A 20,631-nucleotide genomic window follows, 5' to 3' on the forward strand; every position below is an offset into this window, starting at 1 on the left:
TTGAGCAAGACAGCTACCCACAAGGGCCGCAAAGCGGCCCCGGGGTTCGATCAGTTCTTGCGAATCTTCTCGACAATCGCCGTGGTCGAGCTGTTCTCGACCAGCCCCAGCACCTTCACGATACCGCCATAGGCCTTGACGATATCGGCACCCACCACCTGGTCGATGCCATAGTCACCACCCTTGACCAGCACATCCGGCTTGACCTGGCTCAGCAGGTTCTCCGGCGTGCCCTCGGGGAAGCTGATCACCCAGTCCACCGCCCCCAGCCCGGCCAGCACGGCCATGCGCCGGTCGACGCTATTGATCGGCCGGCCCGGCCCTTTCAGGCGGCTGACCGAGGCATCGTCGTTGACCGCGACGATCAGCCGATCGCCCTGGGCCCGCGCCTGCTCCAGGTAGGTGACATGCCCTGCATGCAGGATGTCGAAGCAGCCGTTGGTGAAGACGATCTTCTCTTTGTGCGCCCGCGCGTCATCGATGGCCAGTAGCAGCTGCTCCAGGCCCAGCACGCCGCGCTCGGAGCCTTCCTCACGCTGGATCGCCCGGCGCAGCTCGGGGGCGCTGATCGCAGCCGTACCCAGCTTGCCGACCACGATGCCCGCCGCCAGGTTGGCCAAGGCCACCGCGTGGGGCAGGTCCTCGCCGGCAGCGATGGCCGCGGCGAGGGTGGAAATGACGGTATCACCGGCACCGGTCACGTCGAACACTTCACGCGCCCGCGCCGGCAGGTGCAGTGCCGGCTGGCCGCTGCGCAGCAGGGTCATGCCGTGCTCGCCACGGGTCACCAGCAAGGCGCCCAGGTCCAGGTCCTGCAGCAGTTGCAGGCCCTTGGCGACCAGCTCGGCCTCATCGGCGCAACGGCCGACGATGGTCTCGAACTCGCTGAGGTTGGGGGTGATCAGGCTGGCGCCGCGGTAGATGGAAAAGTCCTTGCCCTTGGGGTCGGCCAACACCGGAATACCCTTGGCCCGCGCCGCCTGGATCAGGCTCTGGTGGTTTTTCAGTGCGCCCTTGCCGTAGTCGGACAGGACCAGCACCTTGACGCCTTCGAGCAGGCTGTCGACCTCGGCACCCAGCGACAGCGGGTCGGTGGCGAACGGTTCCTCGAAATCGATGCGCAGCAACTGCTGGTGACGGCTCATGACCCGCAGCTTGACGATGGTCGGCTGGTGCGCGATGCGCTGGAACACCGAGCGCACGCCTGCAGCCTGCAGGCTGTTGGCCAGGCTGTCGGCGGCCTCGTCCTGGCCGGTGACGCCAATCAGCGAAGCCGGTGCACCCAGGGCGGCGATGTTCAAGGCAACGTTGGCCGCGCCGCCGGGGCGATCCTCGATCTGATCGACCTTGACCACCGGGACTGGCGCTTCAGGCGAGATACGCGAAGTACCGCCATGCCAGTAGCGGTCGAGCATGACATCGCCGACCACCAGTACCGGGGCTTGATCGAAACGCGGCATGGACAACTTCATGGGCAACCCATATGGAAATAATGAACAGGGGCAGGATATTAGCACAGGGTAGACGACCGCTTTATGGCCAGATCACCCCAGGAAAATTCCCGTGACAATCGGGGCCGCGATGGCCCCGATCAACGAGGGTTCAGGTGATATCGGCCTTGGCCGGTTCATCCAGGCCCATGGCATGCAGGCGGGCATAATGGCCATTGGCCGCGAGCAGCTCGGCATGGGTACCGCGCTCGACCAGGCGGCCCTGGTCCATGACCAGGATCTGGTCGGCTTTCTCGATGGTCGACAGGCGGTGGGCGATCACCAGCGTGGTACGGCCTTGCATCACATGGTCCAGGGCAGCCTGGATATGCCGCTCGGACTCGGTATCCAGCGCCGAGGTGGCTTCATCGAGGATCAGCAGCGGCGCGTTCTTCAACAGCGCCCGGGCGATGGCCAGGCGCTGGCGCTGGCCGCCGGAAAGCAGCACGCCGTTCTCACCCACTTCGGTATCAAAGCCTTTCGGTAGCCGGTCGACGAATTCCTTGGCGTAAGCATCGGCCGCAGCGGCTTCGATGTCGGCGCGCGGGGCGCCGGCCAGGTCGCCATAGGCGATGTTGTTGGCCACGGTGTCGTTGAACAAGGTGACGTGCTGAGTCACCTGCGAAACATGGCGACGCAGGTTGCGCAGGCGATAGCTCTCGATCTCCACGCCATCGAGCAGGATCTGCCCCTGATCGTGGTGATAGAAGCGCGGAATCAGCGCCGCCAGAGTCGACTTGCCGCTGCCGGAGCGACCGACCAGGGCAATCATCTGCCCCGGCTCGGCGACGAAGCTGATGTCGCTCAGCACCTCACGCTCGGTACCCGGATAGGTGAAGCTCAGGTTGCGCACTTCCAGGCGCCCTTCCACCCGCTCCTTCTCGACGGTGCCGCGGTCCACTTCAGGGGCTTCGTCCAGTTGCTCGAAGATGCTCTCGGCACCGGCCAGGCCCTTCTGGATGGTCGAGCTGACTTCCGAAAGCTGACGAATCGGCTTGGGCAACAGGCCGGCGGCAGTGATATAGGCCACCAGATCACCGGCAGTGGAGTCACCGCGCAGGAACAGCACCAGGAACATCAGCGCGGCCATGGCGGTGTAGATCACCAGTTGCAGCATCGGCGTGTACAGCGAGCCGGTCTTGGTCATGTGCAGCTGCTTGTCGGTGTTGCTCTGGCTGGCCTTGCTGAAACGCTGCTCCTCATAGGCCTCGCCGCCGAAGCTGCGCACCACGCGGTAGCCCTGGATGGTTTCCGAGGCGACGTGGGTGACGTCGCCCATGGCCACCTGGATCTTCTTGCTCTGCTTGCGGAATTTCTTGCTGGCGACGCTGACCATCACCGCGATCACCGGCAGGATGGCGACCATTACCAGGGTCAGGTGCCAGTTCATCCACAGCAGGTAGCCGAACAGGAACACCACGGTCAGGCCTTCGCGGATCACCACCTTGATCGCATCGGTGGCGGCACCGGTGACCATGGTCACGTTGAAGGTGATGCGCGAAATCAGGTGCCCGGAGTTGTGGTTGTCGAAGTAGCGGTTAGGCAGCACCAGCAGCTTGTTGAACAGTTCCACACGCAGGTCGTGCACCAGGCACAGGGAAACCTTGGCCAGGAAGTAGTTGCCGAGGAACGAGCCCAGGCCCTGCCATGCGGCGATCAGGATGATCAGCAGCGGCACCGCCTGCAGCAGTTGCAGGTCGCGCAGGTAGGGGACGTTGGGGAACAACACCGCTTCGGGGTTGCTCAGCCCATCGACGAAATACTTGAGAATCCCGGCCAGCATCGGCTGGGTCGAGGCAAAGATCACGAAACCGATGATGCTCAGCAGGAAAATGCCGACATAGGGTTTCACATAGCCCAGCAGCCGGAAGTAGATCTTCAGGCTGGAGGTGTGCTCCGCCGGTCGCGGTGTTTCGGCCATTATCAAGCTCGCTGTTCAGGTTGAACCGGAAATTTTACCACAGGCGTCATTTTCGGCACGCACCCATGGCAGCAACATCGCCAGGCCCACGGGCAGCCAACTGATGAACCATTCGGCACGTGGCGTACCGGTGAGGCTGGCGGCATCGAACTGCATGGCCAGGGTCGAGTAGACCCAGAAGCCGAGCAGAATCTTGCCGAACAGCGTACCGCGGGCGCGGATGATTTCACCCAGGGTGTACAGCCACACCATGACCCACAGCAGCATACCGGGCAGGCCCATCTCCACTGCGATGTGGGTGAACATGTTGTGGGTATGGTCGAAGTGCTTGCCCACTGCACTCACGTCATAGGCAGCCCCCAGGCCAAGCCCGGTCCACGGACGCGCGGCGATCATGTCGACCACGGCATGGAAGATTTCCGGCCGGTAGGACGAGCCGCGCTGGGCGATCAGGTCGTACACGAGATAGAAGGCCAGGCCGGTGGCAATGGCCGCCAGCATGGCAAACACCCGGCTGTGGCGGTCACGGAACCACAGCGGCGCCATGATCACGGTGAGCACCAGGGCCAGGACCGCCCCACGGCTCTGGCTGAGCATGGCAAACAGCCCCAGGCACACCAGTGCTGCCAGCCACAACAACTGCAGGCCACGTTGCCGCGGCGGCTCGTAAAGCAGGAAGAGCACGGCCGAACCGATGACATAGGCGCCCAGGATCGGGTGCGATATCTCGCCGATGCCCTCCAGGCGGGCCAGCAAAGGCATGCCCAGCACGCCGTAGAAATGAATGACCGAGACCAGCGCGGCAACGGCCAGCAAGGCGCTGCCGGCCAGCAGCAGCTGACGAATGCGGGCCAGGCCAAGCTGGGCCAGCAGCGGGAACGCCAGCAGGAAAACCAGGATGTAGAGCAGGCGCTTGGCCTCGCGCCCCGGGTCCTCTGCGGCCGACCAGACCAGGCTGAGCCCGCTCCACGCCAGCAGCAACGACACACTCCCCCACAAGGCCGGCTGACGCCGCCAGGCCTGCACGATTACTTGCCTTGCGGACCACGCCAGTACCAGCGTCGGCAGCCACAGGAACAGCACCAGGCCTTGCTGATAGACCTTGTTGCTCGGTGCCAGGGCAATCGCTGCCAGGAACCAGACCAGACCAAACCCCAACCAGGCTCGCGCCCAGTTTTTTTCATACAACATCCTTTCCCCCGATGAATCAAAGACACCATCCAATGGTGCTACAACATTATTTTCGGCATTATTGCCGGTCATTCTGTTCGCCCGACGACAAGGCTCTATTCATGCAATGCTCCCGGCTCCCCCAGGTCGACTTCGATCAGCTGACACAAGGCGCACAGGTGCTTGAGGCAGATAGCCATGGCGCCAAAGTCTACCTGCTCGCGGATGGTAATTTCCTCAAGGTTTTTCGTAGGAAGCGGCTGATTTCATCTGCACTGCTGCGCCCGTACTCGCAGCGCTTCGTCGACAATGCCGCGCGCCTTGCCCAACTGGGCATCCCCACCCTGGAAGTGATCAGCCAGCACAAGCTCGACCTGCCAGGTCGCACTGCCGTGCTGTACCGCCCGCTGCCAGGGCGCACCTTGCTGCAGATGTCGCGCGATGAAGGTTTCAGCTGGGATACCTACCTGCCGCGCCTGATCGAGCTGATCCGACAACTGCACCGCAGCGGCGTGTACTTCCGCTCGTTGCACCTGGGCAATGTGGTGGTTACTCCCGACCAGCGCTTGGGGCTGATCGACGTGGCCGACATGCGCTTCCTGCGCCCGCCACTGTCGGCGCGCATGATTCGGCGCAATGTGCAGCATATGGTGCGCTATATCGAGCGGGAGAGCCTGGGCGACCGGTTTCCCCTTGCCGCCTTCGAGGCAGCCCTGCTGGCACGCTGAGGGTCAGCTGCGCAGCAGGCTTTGCGAGCCGTTGCAGAATGCCTGCCAGGCCTGCTCCGGGGCCAACGCCTTACGCTGCCGGGCAGCTACCGCCGGGGCACTGAGCGCCGTGCAACGCTCCATCGCCTCGGCCCAGGCATTTTCATTGGCAACAGGCAGGTAGCCACCAGTGTCCTGCAACTGCTCACGGAACACCTGCAGATCGCTGCACACCACCGGCACATCGGCCATGACCGCCTCCTGCACCACCAGCCCCAGGCCTTCGGAGCGCGAAGGCACCAATAGCCAGTCGAATGCCCGGTACAGCTGCTGCAGGTCGTCGCGGTGACCGCTCAGGTGAACACGCCCGGCCAGGCCCAGCGCGTCGATACGGGCCTGCAGCACCGTACGCAGGGGGCCTTCGCCGATGATTGCCAATTGCAGGCCCGGTTGGCGCGCACTGGCTTTGGCGAATGCCTCGATCAGCATCTCGAAACCTTTGCTCTCCACCAGCCGCCCGACCGCGCCCAGCGTCACCCCGGTTACCTGTGGCAACTGCAGGGCCTGCCTGGCCTCCTCCCGGCTTAGCAACGGCTCGGCGAAAGCCCGCGGGTCAAGGGCCATGCGCAAGGTCTGCACCGGCCTGCCCAGGTCCTGTTCGATTGACGCGGCAAGTGTCTGCGAAACCGCGGCAATGCTCAGCCGCTCGGCCGGGAACATGCGCAGCAGGCGAACATCACTGGCACTCAGACGCGTCGTGCCGTGAAACAGCACCTTGGCACGTACCTGCGGAACCTGCTCCAACAGCGGCAACACCAGCCGCGCCACACCGACACCGTCGAGCAACACGACTTCAGCCTGGGCTTCGTTCAGCGCCTTGCGCAAGCGCATGCGCAACCATGGGCGCAACAGGCGCCAGAAGTGCCGCCCTTTCAGCGCCCGTGACGGCATATGCCACTCCCGGGTGGAACCAAGCCCACAGCAGAGCCCGCTACCCAGTAGCAGCCAGTTACTGATCCGGGCATCGGCCCCCGCGTGCGACAGCACCTGCCGATGCACCTTGTGGATGGACATGTACGGCGTTCCACCCGCCCACATCACATTGACGATGTTCATGGGCCCTCTCCCGCTCATGCCAGGTGGGGCAGCGACTTCATTGAACAAAAATGGTGATTCCCATGCCAATCACGACACCCGCCACCAGCGTCAATGCCAACTTAATCCGATCACGTTTACGACGTTTGGTCTTGCGCTCCACTTCGATGGGCAAGGTCACGTGATTACCAAATCCAGTATGCAATACTGCATCACCCTCCAAGGTGACCGCTGTCAGATTTAACTCGGCGTAGCGTCGGGAAAGTGCCTTCTCCCCAGCATAGGCGGCAAATGGCGCGCAACGCTGGTAATCACTCAAACGACGCAGCCCGGGGTTGAGCGAAAACGCCTGCCACTCGGCCTTGTCGGACAGCAGCGGGTAGCAAGGCACGCCGGCGATCACCTGGCGATCGCCCAGGTGGATGTACGGGCTGTGAATGACCAGGTCATGGGCATGGCTGCGCAGCCAGACCTGCAACAGGTCGGGGCTGACCTCCAGGATGGCCAGGGAGTCTTCGACGAAGCCCTGGCGATAGAAGTGCCAGTCGTCCTCGCAGTGAAAGATGTAGGGTGTCTTGACGTGGCTGTAGGCCAGGTCGATAGACGGCAGCTGGCCCAGCTTGGGCCGGTTGACGAACACCTTGCAGTGCGGCTTCCAATGCTCAGGCACCGCGGCATGCACGGCATCGTCACCGGAATCTTCGGTGATGAACACTTCGCGAATGGGCGCGGTATTGTAGCGATCGAAACTCTCAAGGGTATCTTTGAGCAGATCGAACCGCCCACAACTGGTCACGACAAGCGTGACGTCACTCTCATTTGAAAAGCGCACCGGATTCCCTCCGCATTGCGACTATCGACTTTCAGCACCCGTTCCGTAGGCGCGAAAGTTCTTATGTTAGATGCCCAGCTTCAGGCGCAGCCGCTGCCATGCAGACAACGGCGGGTGGGGCCTGAGCGCCGGACGCATGTGGTCGACGATGCTACGTCCAACTGCCGCGAAACTGAAACGGGAAACCGCCAGATGGCGGCCATTTTCTGCAATCTGCCGGGCCAGCTCAGGGTCCGAACGCAAACGGCGGAGCTTTTCCTGAAGGGTGGGAATGCTGTCATAGAACACCACGTTGTGCATGTCCTGCAGGCCCAGCGCGCGGTTCTCTTCCGCGCCCTGGTCATACGCCAGCAACACGCAGCCACAGGCCATGGCTTCGAAGTTCTTGATCATGTATTCGCCCATGCCGACGTCGGCACTGACGAAGAAGCGGATCCGGTTGAGCGTGTTGCAGTAGTCCTCACCCGATTTGGTACGGGTCACCACCAGGCTCTCGACCCGGCCCAGCTCGTCCAGCAACGCTTTGCGGCCACTGTAGGCCACGCTGTTGGTGCTGCCGACGAAGGCCAGCTCGATGTCGCGCTCACGCCCCTGGTCAGCCAGCAACTGCTCGTCGTAGCCCTTGGGCACGAATACGGCATCAAAACCTTCCTGGCGCAGACGCTCGCTGACCATGTAGCCGGAGCTGATCACTCGCGCCCAGGGCAGCTTGCGGTAATGGGCGCTGAACTTGCCGGTGTACTTGCACGGGATGTAGTTCTGGTAGGCATCGTGCTCGAGGATGACCAGGTTCGGCACGGTGCGGATGAACGCCGCCTGGCGGATTTCCTGCTTGAAGCGCAGGAAGAACACAATGCGGTCATAGCGCTCGACCTGCACTTCACGCTTGAAATAGCGGCGCAGGTTACGCTGGTCTTCGCTGCTCAGCCAGCGCAGGTCGCACTCGCAGTTGGCCGCGACGCCATCGTACAGGCGGTCGAGAATCGCCCGCTGTTCCTTCTGCACCAAAAATAGGACTTTCATTGCGTTCCTTGGGCGCTCTGCGCCATCGCGGTCAACCATGGGGCGTGGTTACAGCTCACGCCGCCAGAACAGTTCATGTCGGCGCACGGCCTTGCGGAAGAATTCGTTCTCGCCGTAAGGCGACGGCCGCCGCCCGGCCAGCCAGCGCTGCAACAAGCGGCGCAGGCGGCGCTTGAACGGCGCCGGCGGCTGCAGGTCGTGCATCATGCCCAGGGCCATGGCCTTGTCGCGCTGGGTCGCCAGGTCCAGCACCAGGCTGCAGGGTGCCCAGGCCTGGGCAGCGCTCAGCTGCGGCGGCAAGGCCACGCCATCACCACTGTCGCCCATCGGCCAGCGGTCGTTGTCATGCAGATGGTTGGCATAGCACAGCAGGGTTTGCGGCTGCCAGGCCAGGCCTTGCAAGGCTTCCAGCACCGCAGCCTGGGCACAGATGTGGTCGGGATGCGGGTCGAGCTGCGGGTGCGGCATCACCAGCACCTCTGGCCTGGCCATTTCCAGCAAGGCCCGTAGGTCGGCCTGCAGGTTGTGCCAGGTCGGCGCGCCATCGCCGTCGGCCGGCAGCGGAAACGGGTTGAACTGGCGGAATACGCGGATGTCGGCGAGGTCGGCCTCGCGGGAAGCGGCCGGCTGGTCTGGCGCGGCCTGCATGGCAGGCAGTTGCAGGCAGAAGTAGCCCAACTGCACGCAACGCGCCTGCGCCACACCGGCCCAGCGCGGCACGGCGATACTGTCCCAGGCCCGCAGGCGGCCTTTCAGGCGCGCGGCCTCGGCCTTTGCCAGGCCCATCTGCTGATAGTGCTCGGCCTCGATCTCACCCGCGGTCAGGGTCACTACCCAGGTTTCGTCGGCCTGGCTGTAGAGGCCATACGCGGCCAGCTCGGCGTCATCGGCATGCGGCGCGATCACCATCACCCGGCGCCGTTGCAGCTCGACCGCCGGGGTTATCCACAAGCGCGGCTGGCCCGGCAGCCAGCAATGCCGTCCACGCAGGCGCAGCGCGCCAGCCTGCAGAGGTGCGGCAAAGCCGGTCAAGTTGAGAAAACGCACGCCATCGACGCCGCGCTCGAAGGTTTGCCGGTCCGCCTGCTCACCAGCCAGCAACTCGACCCGCGGGTCGAGGAAACGCCCCAGCCAGCTGCTTTTTACCCGTAGCTCGAGGATCAGGGTTTCGTCGCCCTGCAGCGCGCATTCAGCCTTGAGCAGGCCGCCGTTCAGGCTGGCAGGGGCTTGCCGGGTCTGGTCGCCGAAATCGTAGGCGTAATCCTCACCTGGCGCATAGAACAGGTGGTCGGCAAACCAGGCTTCATGGGCCGCCCACAGCAGCGGCAACAGCAGCAGCGGCAACCACCACCAACTGAACACACCGACGGCCACCAGCGTGACCAGGCCCGCCAACAGGCCCAGGCGCTTGTTGCGCCGGTGGCGCTTGAGCAACTGCTGCTTGCGGCTCACGCCTGATACACCGGCACGGGGTTGCACCAGCGGTCCTTGTACTCGCGGTCGGCACGGCCGAACGAGAACCGCAGCGGCTTGTTGCGCGCTCGGGCGTCTTCCCAGGCGGCCTGGGTATTGAGGAAGCTCAGCACGCTGCCGGGGCTGAAGGCCTTGGTTTCAGGATCGACACCGCCATTGATGTACTCGACGCTGACCCATTCCGGCGCTTCGACACGGTACACCAGCTGGATGGCAATCGGCTTGCCGTCCAGCAGCAGCACCGAGCCGATCAGCAACTCGCGCAGGCGCTCCAGCACCTCGGCCATGCGCTCGGCACCGGTGGCCGGGAAGCCCCAGCGGCGCTGGAACAGGTCGCAGTACATGCTGGCGATTTCCTGTGCGCTGAAGTCGCTGATCGGGCGTACCACGCCGCCCGCCTCTTCCAGCAGGCGAAGCTCGCGGCGCTGGTTGTAGCGGAACTTCTTCGACAGGTCTTCATGGGCGCGAGCCATGGCCAGCTGTTCTTTCTGCGCCTTGAGGCCGCTGAAGCGGCCCTGGTTCAGTTCGGACAGGTAGCGCGCGGCATGGCGCAACGGCGCGGCGGCATCGGCCGCTGCTGGCAGGATGATCTCGGCGTTACCCAGGTCGAACAGGGCCTTTTTGCCGGCACGCTTGAGCACGTCCTTGGACAGCGCGAGGTGGCGCCCCCAGGTGGGAATGGCGGCCTTCAGCTCGCCGGCCTGATGCCAGCCCAGGTAACGCACCGGGATCTGCGCCAGGTCCGCCAGTTGCTCGACCACCAGCGGATGGGTGGCGACACTACCGCCAAAGCGGGCCCATGCCTCAGCGTAGGCCTTGGCGTCGATCACTTGCCAACCGCGCTCGCGGAAGGCCTGGATACGGTTGAGCATCAGGCCTTCCCCACCAGCGCACGGACCTGCGGCAGCTGCCAGAAGGCTTCGCGCACCGCTTGGTCGGAAAAGCGTTCACGCAGGCGCTGCAGCATGTGCTCGGCACAGGCCTGGCGCTGCTGCCCATCGAGCACGGCCATGTGCTTCAGGGCCTGGGCCAGCTGCCCGGCATCGCCCAGCGGGAACAGCACGCCAACACCCTCGACCACTTCACGGGCACCGCCACAGGCCGTGGCCAGCACGGGTACGCCGGCAACCATGGCTTCAAGCAGGACCATGCCGAACGGCTCATGGTCGGAGCTCAGGGCGAACACGTCGAACGCCTGGAAGTAATGGCGCGCATCCGGCACCTGGCCAAGGAAGTCCACTTGCCCGGCAATGCCCAGCTCGGCGGCCAGGGCCTTGAGCCTGGCTTCCAGGCGGCCCTTGCCGAGGAGCGCCAGGCGGGCACCGGCCGGCAGCCCCGGTAGCGCTTCGGCAAAGCCACGCAGCAGGGTGGCCTGGTCCTTGTCCGGATGCAGGCGCCCGACGTTGCCGACAATCCACGCCTGGGCATCCAGGCCCAAGGCCTGACGGGCCTCGGCGCGCGGCACCAGGGCCGCTTGCAGGGCGTCGATGTCGATACGGTTATACAGGGTCTGGATACGCTCTGCCGGCCACTGCGGCAGACAGCGGCGCATGTCGTCACGCACTGCGTCCGACACGCCCAGCAGGCTCAGGCGTTTGCTGAACAGGTTGGCGAAGATGCGTCGCCCCTTGCGCTGGTAGTCACCGAAAGCATGGTGCACGCCGATCACCGGCAAGCCGGTGCCCAGCAACGCCACGTAGATCGGCTTGAAGCGATGGGCAATGCAGAAGGCGAACTTGCGCTCGGCCGCAATCCGCCGCAATGCACGGATGGCGCCAAGCTTCAGACCGCGTACGGCCTTGGAGCTGAACTCCAGGAACAGCACCTCGTCCGACGCGCAGCCGACCGCTACCTGCGGGTCGGCTGCACCGGTGAGGAACACCGTGGTGACCTGGTAGCCACGCCCCTGGAACAGGCTGGCGTACTGACGGGCGCAGTCCAGGAACGGCCCGTCATAGCCATGGCAGAACTGCAGGATGCGCGGCTCAGAGCGGCTGGTCATACGGGGCCGCGCCGTCCTTCACAACCAGGATGTCTTCCATGATCAGGTACTGCAGGTCCGAGCCGAAGAACATGTTCAGGGCGTCGGTCGGCGAGCAGATCATCGGTTCACCACGACGGTTCAGCGAGGTGTTCAGCGACACGCCGTTGCCGGTCAGGTCTTCCAGCGCCTTCATCATGTCGTAGTAGCGCGGGTTGTACTCGCGCTTGAGCACCTGGGCACGCGAAGTGCCGTCCTCGTGGACCACTTCCGGCACACGGGTCTTCCACTCTTCAGCCACTTCGAAGGTGAAAGTCATGAACGGCGCCGGGTGGTCGACCTTGATCATCTGCGGGGCGACGGTGTCGAGCATCGACGGGCAGAAAGGTCTCCAGCGTTCGCGGAACTTGATCTGCTCGTTGATACGGTCGGCCACGTTCGGCACGCTCGGGCAACCGATGATCGAACGGCCACCCAGGGCACGCGGGCCAAACTCCATGCGCCCCTGGAACCAGGCCACCGGGTTGCCATCGACCATGATTTTGGCGATGCGCTGCGGCATGTCGTCGAGCTTGCGCCACTTCGGCGCGTTCGGGTGACGGGCGCAGGCAGCGATCACGTCTTCATTGGAGTACGAGGGGCCGAGGTAGACATGCTCCATCTTCTCGACCGGCACGCCACGGGCGTGAGAAACGTAGGCGGCGGCACCCACGGCGGTACCGGCGTCACCGGAAGCCGGCTGGACGAACAGCTCTTTCAGGTCTGGACGGGCGATGATCTTCTGGTTGAGCTTGACGTTCAACGCGCAGCCGCCAGCAAAGGCCAGCTTGCCGGTTTCACGCAGGATGTCGCCCAGATAGTGGTCGATCATCTGCAGGGCGATTTTCTCGAACAGTGCCTGCATGCTGGCCGCATAATGGATGTACGGCTCGTCGGCGATATCGCCTTCGCGCTTGGGGCCCAGCCATTCGATCAGCTTCGGCGAGAAGTAGAAGCCCTTGCCCTTCTCTTTATAGCGGCGCAGGCCGATGACGTTGGCGTACTCGGTGTTGATCACCAGTTCGCCATTTTCGAAGCTGGCCAGGCGCGAGAAGTCGTACTTGCTGGCGTCGCCATACGGCGCCATGCCCATAACCTTGAACTCGCCATCGAGCATCTCGAAGCCGAGGAACTCGGTGATTGCACCGTACAGGCCACCCAGCGAGTCCGGGTCGAAGAATTCCTTGATCTTGTGGATCTTGCCGTTCTCGCCGTAGCCAAAGAAGGTGGTGGCGTATTCGCCTTTACCGTCGATGCCGAGGATTGCGGTCTTCTCTTTGAAGCCCGAGCAGTGGTAGGCGCTGGAAGCGTGGGCCAGGTGGTGCTCGACTGGCTCGATCTTGACCTTTTTCGGGTCGAAACCCAGTTGCTCCAGGCACCAGACGATCTTCTTGCGGTAGCGCTTGTAGCGACGGTTGCCCATCAGGATGGCGTCGAGAGCGCGGTCCGGGGCGTACCAGTAGCGCTTGGCATAGTGCCAGCGCGCCTTGCCGAACAGGCTGATCGGGGCGAACGGGATGGCTACCACGTCGACGTCGGATGGCTTGATGCCTGCCTGTTCCAGGCAGAACTTCGCCGACTCGTAGGGCATGCGGTTCTTCGCATGCTTGTCACGCACGAAGCGCTCTTCTTCGGCGGCGGCAATCAGCTTGCCGTCAATGTACAAGGCCGCGGAAGGGTCATGGCTAAGGGCGCCGGACAGGCCAAGAATCGTCAATGCCAAGGGATTAGCCTCTTCATTCGGTAAAAATGCGCCAGCGGCCTCTTGGGCGGGTGGCGGCTAAAGGGCGGGATTATAACGCAAACATGTGTGCAACGCGGCAACCTGTACTGGCCTCATCGCCGGCAAGCCAGCTCCCACAGGTACACCATCGCCCTTGAGACCTGCGGTGTACCTGAGGGAGCTGGCTTGCCGGCGATGAGGCTGGGACAGGCAATCAACATTATTCGGCGACCAGCCAGTCCATGCGGAAGCTGCCGGCGGTCTGCGCCAGCTCTTTGGCCAGCCATGGCAGCAGCTCTTGAAGCTCTTCTTCCAGCCCCCACGGCGGGTTGGCGATGGCCAGGCCGGAGCCGTTGAGCCCCTGCGGACTGTCCTGATGGTGCACATACAGCTCGACCCGCAGCAGCTTCGGCGCGCCAGTACTGGTCAGGTCCTGATAGAAGCGGGTCAGCGAGCGCTGGTCCTTGATCGGATACCAGATGGCCGCGACGGTCTGGCGCATACGGCCAATCGCTTCTTTCATGGCGGTGGTGCAGCGCTTGAGTTCGTCAGCCTGCTCGAACGGCGGGTCGATCAGCATGATCGCGCGCTTTTCCTGCACGGGCAGCAAGGCCCGCGGCACATGCCAGCCTTCGCCCAGGTGCACGACCACACGCGGGTCTTTCTTCATGTTTTCCTTGAGCAGCGGCCCGTCTTCGGGATGCTTTTCGTTGAGCAGCGCGCGGTCCTGCTGGCGCATCAGGCGGCGGGCCAGCTCGGGCGAACCGGGGTAGTAGCGCAGCTCGCCATCGGCGTTCAGGCGCCTGATGATACGCAGATAGTCATCGGCCATGGCCGGCAGGTCATCGCGATTCCACAGGCGGGCGACACCTTCCAGGTACTCGCCGGTGCGGGTCGCCTGGTCGCCTTGCAGGTCGTACAGGCCGAGCCCTGCGTGGGTATCGATGTAGGCGAACGGCTGCTCCTTGCGCGACATCAGGGCGATGAGGCGGGTCAGCACGATGTGTTTGAGGACGTCGGCGTGGTTGCCGGCGTGGAAGGCGTGACGATAGTTCATGGCAACTCCTGCGGGGGTGGCAAGTTTACCTTGCCTTGCAGGCGGAGTCAGGCCTGGCTGTCGATCGGCGATGGCTTCTTCGCGGGTAAACCCGCGAAGAAGCCGCCACTGATTCAACGGGCATTACTTGTCAGCGTGATACGCCGCATCAGCCGTTTCGAAGCGCTTGACCATTGCCTGCGACGGGCTGCCCAGCTTGCTCACCAGGATGATGGCGATGCTGGCGAACAGGAAGCCCGGGATGATTTCGTACAGCCCGAGGGTGTCGAAGTTCTTCCACAGGATCACGGTCAGCGCCCCAACCACGATGCCGGCCAGCGCGCCGTTGCGGGTCATGCCTTTCCACAGCACCGAAATCAGCACCACCGGACCGAAGGCGGCACCGAAGCCGGCCCAGGCGTAGGCCACCAGGCCCAGCACGCGGTTTTCCGGGTTAGCGGCCATGGCGATGGCGATCAGGGCGACGGCCAGCACCATCAGGCGGCCGACCCACACCAGCTCGACCTGCGAGGCGTTCTTGCGCAGGAAGGACTTGTAGAAATCTTCGGTCAGGGCGCTGGAGCACACCAGCAGCTGACAGCTCAGGGTGCTCATCACCGCCGCCAGGATCGCCGATAGCAGCACGCCGGCCACCCACGGGTTGAACAGGATCTTCGCCAGCTCGATGAATACACGTTCGTGGTTCTCGGTGACCGGGCCCGCCAGTTCAGGGTGCGCGGAGAAGTAGGCGATGCCGAAGAAGCCAACGGCGCAGGTACCGGCCAGGCACAGGATCATCCAGGTCATGGAGATGCGGCGCGCCTTGGCGATCGACTTGACCGAGTCGGCGGCCATGAAACGCGCCAGGATGTGCGGCTGGCCGAAGTAGCCCAGGCCCCAGCCCATCAGCGAGATGATGCCGACGAAGGTAGCCCCTTTGAGCATGTCGAAGTGCGCCGGGCTCACCGCTTCGATGGCAGCGAAGGTGGTGTCGAAACCACCGGTGGAGATCAGCACGATCACCGGGGTGAGGATCAGTGCAAAGATCATCAGCGAGGCCTGCACGGTATCGGTCCAGCTCACCGCCAGGAAACCACCGACGAAGGTGTAGGCGATGGTGGCTGCGGCGCCGGCCCAGAGGGCGGTTTCGTAGGACATGCCGAAGGTGCTTTCGAACAGGCGGGCACCGGCAACGATGCCGGACGCGCAGTAGATGGTGAAGAACACCAGGATGACGATGGCCGAGATGATCCGCAGCAAGCCACTGTGGTCTTCGAAACGGCTGGCGAAGTAGTCCGGCAGGGTCAGCGCATCGCCGTTGTGCTCGGTCTGCACGCGCAGGCGACCGGCAACGAACAGCCAGTTCAGGTAGGCACCGACGGTCAGGCCGATGGCGATCCAGGCTTCGGAAAGGCCTGCGAAGTAGATGGCGCCCGGCAGGCCCATCAACAGCCAGCCGCTCATGTCGGAAGCGCCGGCGGAGAGCGCGGTAACCACGCTACCCAGGCTGCGACCGCCGAGGATGTAGTCGGAGAGGTTCTTGGTGGAGCGATAGGCCACGAAGCCGATCAGCACCATTGCCGCGATGTAGATCACGAAGGTGATCGTTAGTGGATTGCCCATATGTGTGCCCTGGCGTTTGTTTTTATCTCATGCACAACCACGTGCAAGCGGTTGCACCCAGGCGGCGAATGCTATGCAACAACGCAAAGCAGGTGCAACCATTTTTCACCTGCGAGTTGCACCTTCCCCGACATTTTCCGACAAAGCCGCGTTCTTGCTCCCTTTTGGAGCAAGTCACCGGACCTTTCAGAACAAAACGTACCAAAAAACAGCGTTTTCAGGGGGCGCAGACAGCTGCCGGACGAGTTGCACCTTTTACACGAAAAATTAGGGTTGCACCTGGTTGCACCCGAATTGTCCTACAGCTACTCTTGACATCAGCTTAGGCCACGCCCGTGGCAATAACGAGGATAAGAAATGGCGACGACCACCCTTGGGGTCAAACTCGATGACCCGACCCGTGAGCGACTCAAGGCAGCTGCGCAGTCGATTGACCGCACACCGCACTGGTTGATCAAGCAAGCGATCTTCAACTACCTGGAGAAGCTCGAGGGTGGTGCCACCCTGACCGAACTCAACGGCCATGCCGGTAGCCTGACCGACGACGCCGGTGAAGTTCAACCCGACCACAGCCACCAGTGCTTCCTCGAGTTCGCCGAGAGCATCCTGCCGCAGTCGGTACTGCGCTCGGCGATCACCGCCGCCTACCGTCGCCCCGAGCAGGAAGTGGTACCGATGCTGCTGGAGCAGGCGCGTCTGAGCGCCCCGCTGGCCGAAGCGACCAACAAGATGGCCGCCGGCATCGCCGAAAAACTGCGTAACCAGAAGAGCGCTGGTGGCCGTGCCGGCATCGTCCAGGGCCTGCTGCAGGAGTTCTCGCTGTCGTCCCAGGAAGGCGTGGCGCTGATGTGCCTGGCCGAAGCCCTGCTGCGCATCCCCGACAAGGGCACCCGTGACGCGCTGATCCGCGACAAGATCAGCACCGGCAACTGGCAACCGCACCTGGGCAACAGCCCGTCGCTGTTTGTCAACGCCGCCACCTGGGGCCTGCTGCTGACCGGCAAGCTGGTGTCCACCCACAACGAATCCGGCCTCACCTCCTCGCTCACCCGCATCATCGGCAAGAGCGGTGAGCCGATGATCCGCAAGGGCGTCGACATGGCCATGCGCCTGATGGGCGAGCAGTTCGTCACCGGCGAAACCATTGCCGAAGCCCTGGCCAACGCCAGCCGCTTCGAGTCCAAGGGCTTCCGCTATTCCTACGACATGCTCGGCGAAGCCGCACTGACCGAGCACGACGCACAGAAGTACCTGGCGTCCTACGAGCAGGCCATCCACTCGATCGGCAAGGCCTCCCACGGCCGTGGCATCTATGAAGGCCCGGGCATCTCGATCAAGCTGTCGGCGTTGCACCCGCGCTACAGCCGCGCGCAGTACGAGCGCGTGATGCAAGAGCTTTACCCGCGCCTGCTGTCGCTGACCCTGCTGGCCAAGCAGTACGACATCGGCCTGAACATCGACGCCGAAGAAGCCGACCGCCTGGAGCTGTCGCTCGACCTGCTCGAGCGTCTTTGCTTCGAGCCTTCACTGGCGGGCTGGAACGGCATCGGCTTCGTCATCCAGGCCTACCAGAAGCGCTGCCCATACGTGATCGACTATGTCATCGACCTGGCCAAGCGCAGCCGCCACCGCCTGATGATCCGCCTGGTGAAAGGCGCCTACTGGGACAGCGAGATCAAGCGCGCCCAGGTCGAAGGCCTGGAAGGCTACCCGGTCTATACCCGCAAGGTGTACACCGACGTGTCCTACGTCGCCTGCGCCCGCAAGCTGCTGGCCGTGCCAGAAGCCATCTACCCGCAGTTCGCCACCCACAATGCCCACACCCTGTCGGCCATCTACCACATTGCCGGTCAGAACTATTACCCGGGCCAGTACGAGTTCCAGTGCCTGCACGGCATGGGCGAGCCGCTGTACGAGCAGGTGGTCGGCAAGATTTCCGAAGGCAAGCTGAACCGCCCGTGCCGCGTCTATGCACCGGTAGGTACCCACGAAACGCTGCTGGCCTACCTGGTGCGTCGCCTGCTGGAAAACGGCGCCAACACCTCGTTCGTCAACCGCATCGCCGACCACTCGATCTCCATCCAGGAACTGGTCGCCGACCCGGTCGCCAGCATCGAGCGCATGGGCACCCAGGAAGGCAGCATCGGCCTGCCGCACCCACGTATCCCGCTGCCGCGTGAACTGTATGGCAGCGAGCGGGCCAACTCGGCCGGCATCGACATGGCCAACGAACACCGCCTGGCCTCGCTGTCCTGCGCCATGCTGGCCACCGCCCACAACGACTGGAAAGCCGCCCCGCTGCTGGCCTGCGCCGCCAGCGAAAGCGCAGCCGCACCCGTGCTGAACCCGGCGGACCACCGCGACGTGGTCGGCCATGTTCAGGAAGCCACTGTCGCCGACGTCGACAACGCCATCCAGTGCGCATTGAATGCCGCACCGATCTGGCAGGCCACCCCGCCAGCCGAACGTGCTGCCATTCTGGAGCGCACCGCCGACCTGATGGAGGCCGAAATCCAGCCGCTGATGGGCCTGCTGATCCGCGAAGCCGGCAAGACCTTCGCCAACGCCATCGCCGAAGTGCGTGAAGCCGTGGACTTCCTGCGCTACTACGCGGTGCAGGCACGCAACGACTTCAGCAACGACGCCCACCGTCCGCTGGGCCCGGTGGTGTGCATCAGCCCGTGGAACTTCCCGCTGGCGATCTTCACCGGCCAGGTGGCCGCAGCGCTCGCCGCCGGCAACCCGGTACTGGCCAAGCCGGCCGAGCAAACCCCGCTGATCGCCGCCCAGGCCGTGCGCCTGCTGCTGGAGGCCGGTATTCCGGAAGGCGTACTGCAACTGCTGCCAGGCCGCGGTGAAACTGTCGGTGCCGGCCTGGTCGGTGACGAGCGCGTCAAAGGCGTGATGTTCACCGGTTCCACCGAAGTGGCCCGCCTGCTGCAGCGCAACGTCGCCGGCCGCCTGGACAACCAGGGCCGCCCGATCCCGCTGATTGCCGAAACCGGTGGCCAGAACGCGATGATCGTCGACTCCTCGGCACTGACCGAGCAGGTGGTTATCGACGTGGTGTCCTCGGCCTTCGACAGCGCCGGCCAGCGTTGCTCGGCCTTGCGCGTGCTGTGCCTGCAGGAGGATTCCGCCGACCGCGTGATCGAAATGCTCAAGGGCGCCATGGCCGAAAGCCGCCTGGGCAGCCCGGACCGTCTGGCCGTGGACATTGGCCCGGTGATCGACGCCGAAGCCAAGGCCGGCATCGAGAAGCACATCCAGGGCATGCGTGAGAAAGGCCGCTCGGTCTACCAGGTGGCCATTGCCGATGCTGCCGAGATCAAGCGCGGCACCTTCGTCATGCCGACCCTGATCGAGCTGGAAAGCTTCGACGAGCTGAAGCGTGAAATCTTCGGCCCGGTGCTGCACGTGGTGCGCTACAACCGCCGCAACCTGGACCAGCTGATCGAGCAGATCAACAACTCCGGCTATGGCCTGACCCTCGGCGTGCACACCCGCATTGACGAGACCATCGCCAAGGTGGTGGAAACCGCCAATGCCGGCAACATGTACGTCAACCGCAACATCGTCGGTGCGGTGGTGGGCGTGCAGCCGTTCGGTGGTGAAGGTCTGTCCGGCACCGGCCCGAAAGCCGGCGGCCCGCTGTACCTGTACCGCCTGCTGTCGACCCGCCCGGCCGACGCGATTGGCCGCCACTTCCAGCAGCAGGACGGCGAAGGCAAGCCTGACCGCGCCCTGCACGAGCAGCTGATCAAGCCGCTGCACGGCCTGAAGGCCTGGGCCGAAAGCAATCAGCTGGCCGACCTGGCCGCACTGTGCAGCCAGTTCGCCAGCCAGTCGCAGAGCGGTATCGCCCGCCTGCTGCCTGGCCCGACCGGCGAGCGCAACAGCTACACCATCCTGCCGCGCGAGCACGTGCTGTGCCTGGCCGACAACGAGGCCGATCTGCTGGCGCAGTTCGCCGCAGTGCTGGCGGTTGGCAGCTCGGCGGTATGGGCTGACGGCGAGCCGGGCAAGGCCCTGCGTGCCCGCCTGCCGCGCGAGCTGCAGGCCAAGGTCAAGCTGGTGGCGGACTGGAACAAGGATGAAGTGGCGTTCGACGCCGTGATCCACCATGGCGACTCGGACCAGCTGCGCGGCGTGTGCCAGCAGGTGGCCAAGCGTGCCGGGGCGATCGTGGGTGTGCACGGGCTGTCCAGCGGCGATCATCAGATTGCGCTGGAGCGTCTGGTGATCGAGCGGGCAGTGAGTGTGAACACTGCTGCGGCGGGTGGTAACGCCAGCCTGATGACCATTGGCTGAGGCTGAAGGTTGTTGAAGAAAAGGGAGAGCTTTGGCTCTCCTTTTTTTATGGGTGCCTGGCTTGAGATTTGGGGTGGTTTGCCAGGTTTTTGCCACAATATTTTCTGCGCTTGGGAGATCGAGCGCCGCCCGCGCGGCGCTCGATCTCCCAAGCGCAGAAAATTTTGTGGCGAACACCTCGCGGCCTTCACTCGACCTGAAGCCAAT

14 protein-coding genes are annotated in these 20,631 nt (G+C 64.0%); 2 read left to right on the forward strand and 12 right to left on the reverse strand.

The genetic code is table 11. The annotated features are described in order from the left end of the window. Positions 1–50 precede the first annotated feature (50 nt). From hldE to FQ664_RS23450, 3 genes are all read right to left on the reverse strand, one after another. Positions 51–1,472: a bifunctional D-glycero-beta-D-manno-heptose-7-phosphate kinase/D-glycero-beta-D-manno-heptose 1-phosphate adenylyltransferase HldE gene (gene hldE / locus FQ664_RS23440; protein ID WP_144175217.1), complete on the reverse strand. Its 1,422-nt coding sequence runs from the start codon at positions 1,470–1,472 to the stop codon at positions 51–53. Positions 1,473–1,602: 130 nt separating this feature from the next. Next, positions 1,603–3,411: a lipid A export permease/ATP-binding protein MsbA gene (gene msbA, locus FQ664_RS23445; RefSeq protein WP_144175219.1), complete on the reverse strand. Its 1,809-nt coding sequence runs from the start codon at positions 3,409–3,411 to the stop codon at positions 1,603–1,605. 15 nt (positions 3,412–3,426) lie between these two features. Continuing rightward, on the reverse strand, positions 3,427–4,602 hold the full coding sequence (locus FQ664_RS23450; RefSeq protein WP_144175221.1) for an O-antigen ligase family protein: 1,176 nt from the start codon (positions 4,600–4,602) through the stop codon (positions 3,427–3,429). A gap of 101 nt (positions 4,603–4,703) precedes the next feature. Here FQ664_RS23450 and FQ664_RS23455 point away from each other — a divergent pair, with 101 nt between their 5' ends. After that, complete coding sequence (locus tag FQ664_RS23455) at positions 4,704–5,309, forward strand: serine/threonine-protein kinase (protein ID WP_144175223.1); 606 nt, start codon at positions 4,704–4,706, stop codon at positions 5,307–5,309. A gap of 3 nt (positions 5,310–5,312) precedes the next feature. Here FQ664_RS23455 and FQ664_RS23460 read toward each other — a convergent pair whose 3' ends face one another. The 9 genes from FQ664_RS23460 to putP form a co-directional block, all read right to left on the reverse strand. Next, complete coding sequence (locus tag FQ664_RS23460) at positions 5,313–6,404, reverse strand: glycosyltransferase (RefSeq protein ID WP_144175224.1); 1,092 nt, start codon at positions 6,402–6,404, stop codon at positions 5,313–5,315. 37 nt (positions 6,405–6,441) lie between these two features. Then, entirely contained in the window at positions 6,442–7,215 is a 774-nt protein-coding gene (locus FQ664_RS23465) for a glycosyltransferase family 2 protein (protein WP_144175226.1), read from the reverse strand. Between the two features lie 66 nt (positions 7,216–7,281). After that, entirely contained in the window at positions 7,282–8,238 is a 957-nt protein-coding gene (locus FQ664_RS23470) for a glycosyltransferase family protein (protein WP_144175228.1), read from the reverse strand. A gap of 48 nt (positions 8,239–8,286) precedes the next feature. After that, positions 8,287–9,690 (reverse strand): PIG-L deacetylase family protein, encoded by a 1,404-nt coding sequence (locus tag FQ664_RS23475; RefSeq protein WP_144175230.1) that lies wholly within the window; start codon positions 9,688–9,690, stop codon positions 8,287–8,289. Further along, positions 9,687–10,583 (reverse strand): antimicrobial resistance protein Mig-14, encoded by an 897-nt coding sequence (locus FQ664_RS23480; protein ID WP_144175232.1) that lies wholly within the window; start codon positions 10,581–10,583, stop codon positions 9,687–9,689. Before FQ664_RS23480 ends, FQ664_RS23475 begins: the two co-directional genes overlap by 4 nt. Further along, on the reverse strand, positions 10,583–11,713 hold the full coding sequence (locus tag FQ664_RS23485; RefSeq protein ID WP_144175234.1) for a glycosyltransferase: 1,131 nt from the start codon (positions 11,711–11,713) through the stop codon (positions 10,583–10,585). Before FQ664_RS23485 ends, FQ664_RS23480 begins: the two co-directional genes overlap by 1 nt. Next, positions 11,697–13,454: a carbamoyltransferase family protein gene (locus tag FQ664_RS23490; RefSeq protein ID WP_144175236.1), complete on the reverse strand. Its 1,758-nt coding sequence runs from the start codon at positions 13,452–13,454 to the stop codon at positions 11,697–11,699. The genes FQ664_RS23485 and FQ664_RS23490 overlap by 17 nt, the downstream gene beginning before the upstream one ends. A gap of 220 nt (positions 13,455–13,674) precedes the next feature. After that, entirely contained in the window at positions 13,675–14,511 is an 837-nt protein-coding gene (locus tag FQ664_RS23495; protein ID WP_144175238.1) for a 23S rRNA (adenine(2030)-N(6))-methyltransferase RlmJ, read from the reverse strand. Positions 14,512–14,634: 123 nt separating this feature from the next. After that, a complete protein-coding gene (gene putP, locus FQ664_RS23500) occupies positions 14,635–16,113 on the reverse strand; it encodes a sodium/proline symporter PutP (RefSeq protein WP_144175240.1) in 1,479 nt (492 codons plus the stop codon). 357 nt (positions 16,114–16,470) lie between these two features. Between putP and putA the strand changes: the two genes are divergently transcribed. Beyond that, positions 16,471–20,424: a trifunctional transcriptional regulator/proline dehydrogenase/L-glutamate gamma-semialdehyde dehydrogenase gene (putA, locus tag FQ664_RS23505; RefSeq protein WP_144175241.1), complete on the forward strand. Its 3,954-nt coding sequence runs from the start codon at positions 16,471–16,473 to the stop codon at positions 20,422–20,424. The last annotated feature ends 207 nt before the right edge of the window (positions 20,425–20,631 follow it).

The sequence above is a fragment of the Pseudomonas persica genome (assembly GCF_900291015.1).
Classification (GTDB): domain Bacteria; phylum Pseudomonadota; class Gammaproteobacteria; order Pseudomonadales; family Pseudomonadaceae; genus Aquipseudomonas.

What these genes read in the sequence shown, in the direction of transcription:
- FQ664_RS23495 (WP_144175238.1), bottom strand. Translation starts at nt 14,511, where the DNA reads ATGAACTATCGTCACGCCTTCCACGCCGGCAACCACGCCGACGTCCTC.
- putA (WP_144175241.1), top strand. Translation starts at nt 16,471, where the DNA reads ATGGCGACGACCACCCTTGGGGTCAAACTCGATGACCCGACCCGTGAG.
- FQ664_RS23460 (WP_144175224.1), bottom strand. Translation starts at nt 6,404, where the DNA reads ATGAACATCGTCAATGTGATGTGGGCGGGTGGAACGCCGTACATGTCC.
- FQ664_RS23455 (WP_144175223.1), top strand. Translation starts at nt 4,704, where the DNA reads ATGCAATGCTCCCGGCTCCCCCAGGTCGACTTCGATCAGCTGACACAA.
- putP (WP_144175240.1), bottom strand. Translation starts at nt 16,113, where the DNA reads ATGGGCAATCCACTAACGATCACCTTCGTGATCTACATCGCGGCAATG.
- FQ664_RS23485 (WP_144175234.1), bottom strand. Translation starts at nt 11,713, where the DNA reads ATGACCAGCCGCTCTGAGCCGCGCATCCTGCAGTTCTGCCATGGCTAT.
- FQ664_RS23480 (WP_144175232.1), bottom strand. Translation starts at nt 10,583, where the DNA reads ATGCTCAACCGTATCCAGGCCTTCCGCGAGCGCGGTTGGCAAGTGATC.
- msbA (WP_144175219.1), bottom strand. Translation starts at nt 3,411, where the DNA reads ATGGCCGAAACACCGCGACCGGCGGAGCACACCTCCAGCCTGAAGATC.
- FQ664_RS23450 (WP_144175221.1), bottom strand. Translation starts at nt 4,602, where the DNA reads ATGTTGTATGAAAAAAACTGGGCGCGAGCCTGGTTGGGGTTTGGTCTG.
- hldE (WP_144175217.1), bottom strand. Translation starts at nt 1,472, where the DNA reads ATGAAGTTGTCCATGCCGCGTTTCGATCAAGCCCCGGTACTGGTGGTC.
- FQ664_RS23470 (WP_144175228.1), bottom strand. Translation starts at nt 8,238, where the DNA reads ATGAAAGTCCTATTTTTGGTGCAGAAGGAACAGCGGGCGATTCTCGAC.